This is a genomic window from Sporosarcina sp. SAFN-015 (genome assembly GCF_059415085.1).
The window spans coordinates 1-12,216 of sequence record NZ_JBPFDR010000003.1 but is presented as its reverse complement, the minus strand read 5'-3'; the positions used below and the strand labels follow the sequence as shown (position 1 = coordinate 12,216).

The following is a 12,216-nucleotide window of genomic DNA, read 5'->3' as shown; positions in this document are numbered from 1 at the left end:
TCACTCTCCTAAAAAATGCCCAATGCCAATATTAATGGCAGAGGGCAAAAAATCATTCAAAATAAGTTTTATAAAAGCCTCCGACTTTACCGGTATTATCAACAATGAAAATGAATTCATCTGTTTCATTTTTCACGTCATATTCTTTGCCCGGTGTTAAACAATCGGTTACAACATATTTTTCTGCATTCGCATGCGTACAAACGACTTTCCGAAGTGTTGGTGCGGTCGTCCAATCTTTAAAAGACATATAGATCACCATCCAATTGCAAGTATTTGAAAAAGCCCGAGAATCTCGGGCTTTTTTCAGTTATTACGAAATTAGTTACGTCTAAACTTCGGTCCGCTTTTGTTAAGATCCAAGTAGGAGATCTTCTGGGTTTTCAATTAATTCTTTGACCATTTTCAAGAAGCCGACTGAATCTTTACCATCGATAACACGGTGGTCGTAAGATAATGCGACATACATCATCGGACGGATTTCGACTTTATCGCCGACAGCGATAGGTCGTTTTTGGATTGTGTGCATTCCTAGTATACCCACTTGAGTGCCGTTTAAGATCGGTGTAGATAACAATGATCCGAATACTCCACCGTTAGTAATAGTGAAAGAACCGCCAGACATATCTGCAATCGTCAATTTATTGTCTCTTGCTTTTCCAGCAAGCTCTCCGATTGTAGATTCAATTTCTGCAAAGTTCTTACGATCTGCATCACGTACGATTGGAACAACCAATCCACCTTCAGTCGATACAGCAATACCAATGTCGAAATAGTGCTTCAAGATAATATCATCACCATCAATTTCCGAGTTGACATAAGGGTATTTTTTAAGAGCTGCAACAACTGCTTTTGTAAAGAATGACATGAAACCAAGGCGCACATCATTTTTATCGTAAAATTCATCTTTTTTACGTGAACGAAGTTCCATAACTGCAGTCATATCGATTTCATTGAACGTTGTTAGCATTGCAGTTGATTGTCTTACTTCCAACAGGCGTTTAGCAATCGTTTGACGACGACGAGTCATTCTTTCCCGTGTTTCGCGGCCATCTTCTACTGGTGCAGCTGCTTTAGCTGGAGCTGGTGGCGCTGCAGGTGCTTTAGGAGACGAGCTATGTGCAGCTACGTCTTGAGCACGAACGCGGCCCATTGGATCTACTGGCGAAACAGCTGCGAGATCGATTCCTTTCTCACGAGCAAGTTTTCTAGCAGCAGGGCTTGCGATTGTACGATCGGAAGATGTATGTTCAGTTGTTTCTGCTGCAGCTTGTTGCGGTGCAGGAGCAGCAGAAGCCTCTTCAGCTTTAGGTGCAGTGGCTGCCGGTTGAGCAGCTGGTGCTCCAGAACCTTCACCAACTACTGCAATGACTTGCCCTACTTCAACTGTGTCACCTTCTGCAGCAAGTAGCTCTTGGATGACTCCTGCTTCTTCAGATATAACTTCCACGTTAACTTTATCCGTTTCCAATTCTACGATAAATTCGCCTTTGTCAACACTTTCACCAGGTTGTTTCAACCATTTCGCAATCGTTCCTTCAGTAATCGATTCTGCCAGTTCAGGTACTTTGATCTCAGCCACAATAAATTCCTCCTCTGTTCTACCGTTTCAACGGTGGTAACAAAAATCTTTTATTAATGTGCAATCACTTTTTCAAAGCTTCTTCAATGATGCGCTGTTGCTCTACTTTGTGCGCTTCCCCATTTCCTTCGGATGGGCTTGCACGATGAATACGACCAACATAAGAAACCGATTTCGTATCACCTGCGATTTCCTGCATGTATTCTAACGCAAATGACCAAGATCCCATGTTTTTAGGTTCTTCTTGTACCCATACAAGCTCCTTCGCTTTTGGATACCGTGATACGATTTCTGCAATTTTATCGGACGGAAATGGATATAGCTGTTCCACGCGCACGATATGCAAGTGGTCGAACCCTTCGCCATCCTTCACTTTTTCAGCAAGATCGATAGCCATTTTCCCGCTAGCGAAAAGGATCTTTTTCACTTTATCCGGATTCTGACCTGTTCCAGGCTGTTCAAGAACCGCTTGGAAGTGACCGTCTGCTAGATCGCTAACATCAGCGCCGACGAGCGGGTGACGAAGTAGTGACTTTGGAGACACGATGACTAGTGGACGTTCCACTTCAGTTCCAAGCATCATTGCCTGTCTGCGCAAGACGTGGAAATAGTTGGCTGCGCTTGAGATGTTGGCAACCGTCCAGTTGTTTTCCGCGCTTAACTGTAAATATCTTTCGAGTCTTGCACTAGAGTGTTCCGGTCCTTGGCCTTCATAAGCATGTGGAAGCAAAATGACCATCCCGGACTGTTGTCCCCATTTCGAATGACTTGCAGAAATGAATTGGTCGAACATGACTTGTGCCATATTTGCAAAGTCTCCATATTGAGCTTCCCAAATTGATAGAGCCTGGTCTTTTTCCAAATTATAACCGAATTCATAGCCGACAACTGCAAACTCCGTCAATGGACTGTTATAAGCTACAAACGAAGCGTTTGAATCACTAATATGATGAAGCGGGACAAATTCTTCCCCTGTCTTTTCATCATGAAGTACAAGATGACGATGAGCAAAAGTACCCCTTTGAACGTCCTGTCCTGTTATGCGAATCGGCTTACCATCTTGGAGGATAGAGCCGAATGCCAATTGCTCAGCATGTGCCCAATCCACTTTCCCTTTGCCTTTGAAAGGCTCTTCACGACGCTTCAAAATACGATCTAACTTGCTGAATACTGTAAAATCTTCCGGGTAAGAAAGGAGCTCTTCGTTCATCCGCTGCAATCTCTCTTGGTCTACACCTGTTTTGAGATCTTTCGGATAACCCGCCATAACAACTTCTGGAGTCGCATTCGATCTTTCTTGCGCTACTGAAGAATTTTCCTTTACTCTGTCGTATGCGGCTTGCATCATCGCAAAGACGTCTGTATCCAATTTATCGACATCCTCTTCTTTCAGGATGTTCGCTTCCACAAGCTGTGAACCGTAGATTTGACGTGCGGTAGGATGCTTATGGATTAGGTGGTACATCATCGGATTCGTCACGAGTGGCTCATCCATCTCGTTATGTCCGTATCGGCGATAGCCGATCAAATCTATTAAGATATCCTTGCCAAATTTTTGACGATATTCAAATGCAAATGCAGCTGCCGCGATGACGTCTTCCGGGCTGTCTGCATTAACATGCAATACTGGCACTTCGAAGCCTTTTGCAGGATCCGATGAATAATGAGTCGATCTTGAATCGTAAAATTCTGTTGTAAAACCGATCGTATTATTGGCGATAATGTGGATTGAACCGCCTGTTTTATAACCGCGGACGCGACTATAGTTGAACGTTTCAGGAACGATCCCTTGACCAGGGAATGCTGCATCCCCATGGATCATAATTGCATAAGCCGCTTTCATGTCTTGCTCAGGTTGGCCTTCATGGTCTGTCGTCTCCTGCGCAGCACGGGTTTGACCCGCTACGACTGGATTAACAACTTCCAAATGGGAAGGGTTATAAGCTAAGAAACGTTCAGTTCCTGATGGAGCTTTATATAGAGCCCCCATATGATATTTCACATCACCGAACCAGCCATGCGTCGTTTTAAGCGATCCATCTTCTGGGAGGAATGGTGCAGAAGGAACGCCGGCAAATTCAGCGAACATCATTTCATATGGTTTATTCAAAATATGGGTCAATACATTTAAACGGCCACGGTGTGCCATACCGATCAATACTTTTTTAACTTTATCTGCTTCAGAACGGCGCACTAACTCGTCTATAAGGACGACTAAAGAGTCAAGACCTTCAATAGAGAAGCGTTTTGCCCCGACAAATGTACGATGAATGAATTTTTCAAAGCCTTCAACTTTAGTAAGTCTCTCAAGTAATGCCTTTTTATCTTCTTCGGAAAGCTGTACGGAGATTTCGCCATTTTCAATTTTAGATTGAATCCAAGCACGCTCTTCTTCATCGATAACGTGAGAGAATTCATAAGCGATTTTCCCTGTGTACAGTGATTTTAGATAATGCACCGCATCCAATCCATTTTCTACATTGGCTGGCGGAGTTTTCAGGAATAAGGAGGCCGGCATCGATTGCAAATCATTTTCGGATAATCCATAATACGAAAGTTCCAGACGTGTTGCGTCTTTCGGTCGATCGTTCAACGGATAGATATCCGAGGCGAGATGCCCGTATGCGCGGATAGCGTCAACTAGCGTGTAAGCAGCCAATACTTTTCCAAAATCACCTGCTGGCACAGCTGGCAATGCTCCAGTTTGTTCAACTCCATTAATAGTAGGTGCACCATATCTTTTGAACATTTCAGCAAGCTCTGGATCTACTGATTCGGGTGACACTTTGAACTGATCATACATTTCCATTACATACCCAAGGTTCGGACCTGAAAATACCGAATAAGGGGAACGTTGGGTACCAACATTGTTCGACATGTAAAATGACCTCCACATTTTGCCTAATGGCCTGTTGTGTTACTATTTTTTATCCGTATCCATATTACCACGCAAATAATAGAACGGAAAGGGATTAGTACTATTTTATTGACATTAATGCATTAAATAAAAATAGACTCCTTGCTGCTTAGTTTACAAATCTCCATCTCTATTTTTTGCTAACGTAACGTCCAGTCCAGCTAATTTTTGTATGATAGTATCAATTCGACCATCTCTTCAGGAGATTTTGTGCTCGATACTTTTTTCATATTGGTAGTTAATTTTTCACTATCCTTAATGAGAGCTCCAAAAAGTTCCAGTATCGATAATCCTTCCAGCTCCTCCTCTTGAATTACGTTGGCTATGCCAAGAGACTTGAATAATGAAGCGTTCAACAACTGATCTCCTCTGCTTTGCGAAGCTGATAACGGAATGAGAAGCATCGGCTTTATAATAGACAGCAATTCAAATATTGCATTCGAACCTGCCCTGGATACGGCATAATCGGAAGCCGCCAATAAGTGAGGCAACCCATCTGTTACATATTCAAACTGTGTGTAGCCTTTTGTACGTTCTAATTCATCATCAATATTGCCTTTACCACAAAGATGGATGATTTCATACTTTTCCAAGAGGGTTTCCAAATTCTTTCGAACTGCTTCGTTCAGCACAACTGATCCTTGGCTCCCCCCCATAACGATGAATACAGGCTTCTCCCCTGTCAGACCTGCGATGCGCAGCCCTTCTTTTCGGTCTCCTTGAAATATTTCCGGTCTTATGACAGCTCCCGTACAGGTCGCTTTCCCTGCTGGTACATAGTCAAGCGTTTGCTCAAAGACCGTGAAAATATGTTTTGAAAACGGTAGTGCAAGTTTGTTCGCTAGCCCCGGAGTAACGTCCGATTCATGCACGACGACTGGGATTTTCGCAAGCTTTGCCGCCAACACTACGGGGACTGAAACGAATCCACCCTTTGAAAAAATGATTTCCGGTTTTACTTTGCGCAATATCGAATATGCTTGTAGAACTCCAGCTCCAACGCGAAACGGATCAGAAAAGTTCTTCATTGAAAAATAACGTCTTAACTTTCCACTTTGGATGGCATGATATATCACTTCTCGATAGCCATCCTTTATCAATTCTTTTTCGATTCCGTCATGGGAACCGATATAATGGATTTCATATCCTTTTTCATTAAACACGGGAATCAATGCTTCGTTCACCGACACATGACCTGCAGTGCCGCCCCCGGTTAGTAATACGACAGGCCGTTTCATGGCCATTCACCTCATCTATTCTCAAAAATATGAATTCACCTTGTTTGAACTCCATAGTCATTATAGCAAACGAACCATGGTACAATGGGTGTAATTTTGTATTAAAGGGTGATTTACTTGCAAACCACTGTTCCATTTAAGAAAAAACCATTCAAACTAGCGAAGATTGTAATTCCGATTCTCATTACTCAAGTTGCTCTGTATATGATTACCTTCTTCGACATTCTTATGACTGGGCGATATGATACATACCATCTTGCAGGTGTGACGATCGGTTCTTCATTTTGGGTACCTGTTTATACCGGTCTAGCCGGCATCTTAATGGGGCTTACCCCCATAATCGCCCAGCTAATAGGCGCGCGGAAGAAAGACGAGGTAAAATTCTCTGTTCAGCAAGGTCTTTATGTGTCAATCGCGCTTGCAGCCATCGTTTTTTTAATCATTCGATATGGGGTTTCACCAATCCTTGAATCAATGCCGCTCGAAGAGGAAGTACGGATTGTAGCAGCCGACTATTTGGAAGCTATGAGCTTAGGGTTGTTCCCGCTTTTCGCATACACTGTATTACGCTGTTTCTTCGATGCACTTGGCGCAACTCGCGTCTCCATGGCTATCATCCTTTTATCAGCACCGCTCACCATTTTTACAAACTATCTACTTATTTACGGGAACTGGGGCTTTCCCGAATTAGGTGGTGTCGGGGCGGGTTATGCGGCTGCGATCACGTATTGGCTCATTTTTTTCGTCGCTTATGGTATCGCTTGGAAACACAAGTCGTTCAGCCATTATCAATTGTTTAATAAATGGGGAAAGCTTTCATTTATTAGATGGAAAGAGATTTTGTTCATCGGCGTACCGATCGGGATTGCCATTTTTGTTGAAACGAGTATTTTCTCCGCTGTTACATTAATGATGAGCAACTATTCGACCACGGTTATTTCGGCGCATCAGGTTGCCCTGAATTTCTCATCCCTACTCTATATGATTCCATTAAGCATTTCGATGGGCGCAACAATTCTAGTAGGCCAAGCAGTCGGTGGAGATCAGTTCCGTGATGCAAAACAATATAGTTTTCTCGCTGTCGGCCTTGCCATTGCTTTCAGTACTATAGCTATCACTATCCTTCTTATATTCCGCGAGCAAATCGCCTCTCTCTATTCGACAGACGTGCAAATTATTGGATTGGCGGCTCAGTTTCTTATCTATGCAGCGCTCTTCCAATTATCGGATGCGGTTCAAGCACCCGTCCAAGGTGCGTTGCGTGGATATAAAGATGTCAATATGACATTTGTTATGGCGATTGTGTCGTATTGGGTTCTTGGTTTGCCTATAGGCATCCTTATGGCGAAATTCACCGATTTAGGCCCGTTCGGATATTGGATTGGTCTTATTGCAGGTCTGACGGTCGGTGCTATTGCATTGACGATTCGATTGCTGCATATACAGAGGAAGAAATTTAGTTGAAAGGGCTGTCCGGAAAGTCAGCGAAAACTGACTTTCTCGGATATCTCCTTTCTTCGTTTGCCCGCAGTTCCAACCCAAGAAGCAACTTTCGTGATCTATTTCATCAGTCAAAAGTGGTTTTTACCTATATCCAATTCAATTCAATATACCAGTTCGCATAACTTCTGCCTCGACTTTAACATTGATTTTGAGTCCTGAAAACGTATCATGCCAATCTCCTTTATTCCATAATCTAGGATGGAAAGCGCGGGCATGTCTGCCAAAGCCGACAGGGTCACTTTTCGCTTCCTGCAATTTCTTGATCACTTCGTTAAAACTCTTCGTCAGCTCTGTTGAAAGAAACTCCTGTAGGTCTTTCCTTGCTTTTTCTTTATTCAGATGATCATAGGCAAACTCATTTATAGAGAATTTCATTTTATATATGGCATCGATTTTATCGTCCTTTATATCCCATTTCTTGTTGTACCTGACGAGAGATACAGTGACCGGATAAATTTTTTCTCCTTTCTTCTGCTCATACGTGAACAATACATATTTTCCGGGTTTCTTTTTAAGAACTTGGACGATGGTCGATTCCTTCGCGTTCAACGTATGACCGGAAAAGGTTTTTCCACTAAACAAAGCGACTCCTGTCACTTCAGGCAACCCTGTCCTTTCGGTCATTTTCATATAAGGCAATTGAAGATCAATTCCTTCATCCAAAAGTAATCGGATAGCCAGCTGGATATCACCGTCTGGAATGATAGATGCGTATGTGGCAGTTTTCAAAATTTCATCATAATAATCGGGAAGCATTCTGCCCATTATTTCCGATTTCTCCATATATGGGGCCATTTCACCTTCTACCACCGCGAATCGGCTGCTCAAGCGGGTGCGGGGCATTCTGAAGGCCACATCGAACGTCTCCAGGAGATCCGTCTTCACCGCTTTCGTAGTAAGGAGTACTGCGAGGACTTGTGAAGGATCAAGCGCTTCACTCGTTTTCTGATTTGCATCAATCCGGGCCGCCTCTATCGAAACGCCGCTTCCTTCCACAGTTTTAAAACTGATGTTGTCGGGAGCAGGAATGTCTGCATGCGCAAAGTATCCCGTCCATTTTCCGGGTTCACCATCATAACCAATAACCGGTACGAGGGTTACATCCTTGAATAGACGTTCATCCCAACAGCCTGCCAAGAATAAAGAACAAACAATAGATATAAGTACGATTTTCTTCATTTCCGTTTCCTCCGATTCGCTATGATGACAATGAACGGAATGAGAATGCCAAAAGCAAGATACACATAAATGATCACGTCATTCAGTTTTTCGATAGCTGCCTTGGGTAAAAAGAGCAAAGGCAACAATACGAGCAGTACATGCCAAATGATTGTATCCCTTTTATGGTGCTCATTTGCATGAATCCGGTGGACATACAAAGCGGCAAAGGAGAATAAAGTCACCGTAACGATCGTCCATACCGTCCAAATGTATAGGAAAAACAAGTCCAGGCGCTCGGCAAATGTCACTTCTTGAGCTTTTAAAAGAAAAAGAAGCGGTTCAGGAATCCTTTTCAATCCGGGGAGAGTGAAATATAGTTGCGCCAATACGACAGAGAACCAAAAGAAAATCAGCCACACCAGTTGGTAGATGAATAACGGACGGCCCTTTATTTTCTGTTTACTGTCAATGTATTTTCTGAAAAACAAATACATCTCAATGCCAATGAAAGCAGTCTGTGCTTTTAAAAAGCCTTTTACCCATTCTGCACCCGTCGACTCCCCGATCGGAAAAAGATTCGTCCATACAAGATCCTTCCAAGCAAACTGCAGGAAAACTAAAAATAGTAGGATGAGCGGAATCAGAATGACAGACAAATTGATGACCGTTTCCGCCCTGCTCAAGTTCGCATATAAAGATACACTCACCAGCACTCCAATCACAATAATTTGCGGCGTTTCCGGAAATCCCCACACCGCCAAAGTGTAATCGACATAGGCAAGATAAACGATGGAAACAAAAAGCCAGTACCCTTTATATAGCCAACCGACAAATCGACCTATAATGAAATACGGATAGTTTTTTTCATATAGAAGCAGAAGCATATAATGAAATGCTCCTGCAATGAGAAAAATCAGCCATGAATCCCTACCACCCGCATTGATCAACGGCGCTGGAAAAGAAAAAAAAGACGATCCGGTCTGGACAATAAAAAGAAGAAGGAAAAACTGGTTTCTTGACAAATTAAAGTTCAAGATCTTCTCACCTTCTTCTTCCTGCCCGCGCCGCCATGTGTAAATGTTTGCTGTTGTTTATGGTTTTTATAATAAGGGAGCCTGAAGAAAACGTTTTTGAAACGGGAAGGATCGAATGGCACGACCGGTGACAAATAGGGCTGATTCAGTGAAGACCTATTCATCATATGGATGAATAGGATGACCGTTAACATCGCAATGCCAAAAAAACCAAAAAAAGTGGCTGCAAGCATGAATGGGAATCGAATAATTCGTATTGTCGTATTCATCTCGACACTTGGCACGACAAAGCTTGAAATTGCTGTCATCGCTACGACGACAACAATCAAATTCGACACAAGACCTGCATTGACAATTGCATCTCCGATGACAAGCCCGCCGACGATTCCGATTGTAGGACCGATAGGAGCAGGCAGCCGGATCGTCGCTTCCCGGATGATTTCAATGAAGAGCTCTACAATTAGAGCCTCAATAATGGGACGGTACGGGATGAATTCCACAGCTATTTTCACTTTTCTAGCTAGTTCAAACGGCAGGATTTCAGAATGGAAACCGACGACAGCAATATAAAATGCAGGGAGGAAAACAGCGATCAGGAAACTGAGCATTCGAAGCATCCGAAAAAAAGAGCCGACAATCACACGGCCATTAAAATCATCCGGTGTCTCGTAAAACGAAAAAAAAGTGACCGGTGCAATGAGTGCCGAAGGAGATTGGTCGGTGAAAATAGCAATTTTCCCTTCCAGTATATTCGCCACAACACGGTCCGGCCTTTCTGTATTCAAGAACTGGGGAAATGGAGACCAAACTGAATCCTCCAAATAATCCTCGATTTGTCCGATGCTGTATATATTAGGTCTATCTATTTTTTCAAGACGTGTTTTAACTTCCGTTAGGACATCCTTTTCAGCGATAGATTCGATATACACATACGTAACTTTTGTATTCGTTTCTTCACCGAGCTGTACATTCTTCACAACGAGATCCGCGATAGTTAGATGTTTTCGAATAAGTGAAATGTTTTTATCGGTGCTTTCTACGAAACCTTCGTGGGGCCCCCGAATGACAAGTTCATTGTTCGGCTCGGATGTAGCACGCACTTCAAATGAGGGGATTGTAATGGTCATCAGCAGATTCGTTGCAGGAAAAAAGATTGCAACAAATCCATTCGTCACACTTTCAATCAGTTTCTGATCTGAAAACGTTCCAACACTTGAGGTTGCCGTTCCTGCCCAATTTGGGAACTCAGCAATTGAACGAAGACGAAGAATTTCAATTTGCTTGTTCACTTCACTGCTTTCCGTCATTGTATTGTAAAAGCAGATGATGGCATCGCCATCTTTCCAAGAGACATTCCGCACAATAAGATCCGCGGAATTATAGAAAAGGTTTTGTATATATAAAATCAAACTGTCATTTGATTTCACTTCATCCATGACATTCACCTCTTGAAAAAGTATGCACCCGTCATAAATGTTTTAAACAAAAAGACACCCTTTGTACCGTGCGGGAACAAAAGGTGTCTCTTACATTGAAATTATTTTTGAATAAACTGTTGTGTCCAATAGTTCCCATTTGCATCATAACCGATTCCGATATGAGTGAATTCCGGAGTCAAGATATTTTGTCTATGACCTGGGGATTCCATCCAAGCTTTCACAACTTCTTCCGCAGAGCGCTGACCCATTGCAATGTTTTCAGCTGCTGCACGGTACGAGATTCCATTCGCTTTCATTTGGTCAAATGGAGAACCGTAAGTTGGGCTCGTATGAGAGAAATAGTTTTTTGTAGCCATATCCGTTGATTTTTGACGAGCAGAATTCATCAACTTATTGTCGATTTGCAATGGTTGCAATCCTGCTTTTTGTCTTTCAGCGTTTGTTAAATTAAGAACCGCTTGTTCAATAGCTGAGATGTTTTCATTTTGTACAGTATTCTCAGCTGGTTTTGCTTGTTCTGCTGGTTTCGCTTGCTCTACTGGTTTCGCTTGCTCTACTGGTTTCGCTTGTTCTACCGGTTTTGCTTGCTCTACTGGTTTTGTAGATTTTTGAATCTTAACCTCTATGTTTTTGCCATAATATTTTTCTAGGTCATTTACATACTTGTTAACGAATTGGTTCATTTCCTTGGAATTATAGGAAGAAAATTTCCCTTCATAAACGTAGTATTGTACATTGTGCACCGCTTTTTGGACTTCCAAATCATTATTTTGGTAAGCAGCTTCAGCACTATTATTGTTCGACAGTAAGAGGGCCGAACCGAGCAAGATGACAGACATCGATTTTTTCATCTTATAACTCCTCCCTTCGCAAACTATCATAACGTATGGGAGAAGATGAGAATCGGAATGAAATACCAACCAACCCAATGATTTTCTTAACACGATGACAAAGGTGATTTCAAAAATATAGAATTGGATTGTTTTGGTCAATTCAACTATTATTTCATATGATACGGGGTTGACAATAAGTTGATCGGCTGTCTACTTAACATATTCTATTTGACTGATTCCTTCTCCAATGATTACAAGTCTCGGATCCATTTTCACATACTCAGGAAGCCAATTGACCATTCCGTATGCATATTGGAAAAGGTAAGGGTTTGATACCCCTTTAACTGGTACATAACCTTTCATCCGATACACAGTATCCGGCAATGATTTAACCCATTCTTCAAATTCGTCTTTATCGACAGGGGTATCGAATGTAATATGAATATGTGCAATATTGTTATCGAGCATTTCTGCATACACCGTTTCAATTGGAATGACGTCTCTTTCGA

Annotated in this window: 10 protein-coding genes; 1 reads left to right on the top strand and 9 read right to left on the bottom strand. The window is 42.4% G+C overall.

All coding sequences use genetic code 11. The features are described from left to right. Positions 1-52: 52 nt before the first annotated feature. The 4 genes from ACR65H_RS05825 to murG all read right to left on the bottom strand — a co-directional run bounded on the left by ACR65H_RS05825 (position 53) and on the right by murG (position 5,737). Positions 53-250, bottom strand: coding sequence for a DUF6501 family protein (locus ACR65H_RS05825; RefSeq protein WP_440499230.1), 198 nt, complete (start codon positions 248-250; stop codon positions 53-55). 102 nt (positions 251-352) lie between these two features. Next, a complete protein-coding gene (odhB, locus tag ACR65H_RS05820) occupies positions 353-1,582 on the bottom strand; it encodes a 2-oxoglutarate dehydrogenase complex dihydrolipoyllysine-residue succinyltransferase (RefSeq protein WP_440499229.1) in 1,230 nt (409 codons plus the stop codon). A gap of 64 nt (positions 1,583-1,646) precedes the next feature. Continuing rightward, positions 1,647-4,460: a 2-oxoglutarate dehydrogenase E1 component gene (locus tag ACR65H_RS05815; protein WP_440499228.1), complete on the bottom strand. Its 2,814-nt coding sequence runs from the start codon at positions 4,458-4,460 to the stop codon at positions 1,647-1,649. Between the two features lie 200 nt (positions 4,461-4,660). Then, a complete protein-coding gene (gene murG / locus ACR65H_RS05810) occupies positions 4,661-5,737 on the bottom strand; it encodes an undecaprenyldiphospho-muramoylpentapeptide beta-N-acetylglucosaminyltransferase (RefSeq protein WP_440499227.1) in 1,077 nt (358 codons plus the stop codon). Positions 5,738-5,854: 117 nt separating this feature from the next. Between murG and ACR65H_RS05805 the strand changes: the two genes are divergently transcribed. Further along, on the top strand, positions 5,855-7,201 hold the full coding sequence (locus ACR65H_RS05805; RefSeq protein WP_440499226.1) for an MATE family efflux transporter: 1,347 nt from the start codon (positions 5,855-5,857) through the stop codon (positions 7,199-7,201). Positions 7,202-7,336: 135 nt separating this feature from the next. Here ACR65H_RS05805 and ACR65H_RS05800 read toward each other — a convergent pair whose 3' ends face one another. The 5 genes from ACR65H_RS05800 to ACR65H_RS05780 all read right to left on the bottom strand — a co-directional run. Beyond that, on the bottom strand, positions 7,337-8,419 hold the full coding sequence (locus ACR65H_RS05800; RefSeq protein WP_440499225.1) for a Ger(x)C family spore germination protein: 1,083 nt from the start codon (positions 8,417-8,419) through the stop codon (positions 7,337-7,339). Beyond that, positions 8,416-9,435, bottom strand: a complete 1,020-nt coding sequence (locus tag ACR65H_RS05795) for a GerAB/ArcD/ProY family transporter (protein ID WP_440499224.1) — start codon at positions 9,433-9,435, stop codon at positions 8,416-8,418. Before ACR65H_RS05795 ends, ACR65H_RS05800 begins: the two co-directional genes overlap by 4 nt. Beyond that, positions 9,432-10,871: a spore germination protein gene (locus ACR65H_RS05790; RefSeq protein WP_440499223.1), complete on the bottom strand. Its 1,440-nt coding sequence runs from the start codon at positions 10,869-10,871 to the stop codon at positions 9,432-9,434. Before ACR65H_RS05790 ends, ACR65H_RS05795 begins: the two co-directional genes overlap by 4 nt. Before the next feature lie 101 nt (positions 10,872-10,972). Further along, positions 10,973-11,725, bottom strand: a complete 753-nt coding sequence (locus ACR65H_RS05785) for a CAP domain-containing protein (protein WP_440499222.1) — start codon at positions 11,723-11,725, stop codon at positions 10,973-10,975. Between the two features lie 192 nt (positions 11,726-11,917). Continuing rightward, on the bottom strand, positions 11,918-12,216 hold a 299-nt coding region (locus ACR65H_RS05780; protein WP_440499221.1), incomplete at its 5' end, for a CobW C-terminal domain-containing protein.

What these genes read in the sequence shown, in the direction of transcription:
- ACR65H_RS05825 (WP_440499230.1), bottom strand. Translation starts at nt 250, where the DNA reads ATGTCTTTTAAAGATTGGACGACCGCACCAACACTTCGGAAAGTCGTT.
- ACR65H_RS05815 (WP_440499228.1), bottom strand. Translation starts at nt 4,460, where the DNA reads ATGTCGAACAATGTTGGTACCCAACGTTCCCCTTATTCGGTATTTTCA.
- murG (WP_440499227.1), bottom strand. Translation starts at nt 5,737, where the DNA reads ATGAAACGGCCTGTCGTATTACTAACCGGGGGCGGCACTGCAGGTCAT.
- ACR65H_RS05800 (WP_440499225.1), bottom strand. Translation starts at nt 8,419, where the DNA reads ATGAAGAAAATCGTACTTATATCTATTGTTTGTTCTTTATTCTTGGCA.
- ACR65H_RS05790 (WP_440499223.1), bottom strand. Translation starts at nt 10,871, where the DNA reads ATGGATGAAGTGAAATCAAATGACAGTTTGATTTTATATATACAAAAC.
- ACR65H_RS05785 (WP_440499222.1), bottom strand. Translation starts at nt 11,725, where the DNA reads ATGAAAAAATCGATGTCTGTCATCTTGCTCGGTTCGGCCCTCTTACTG.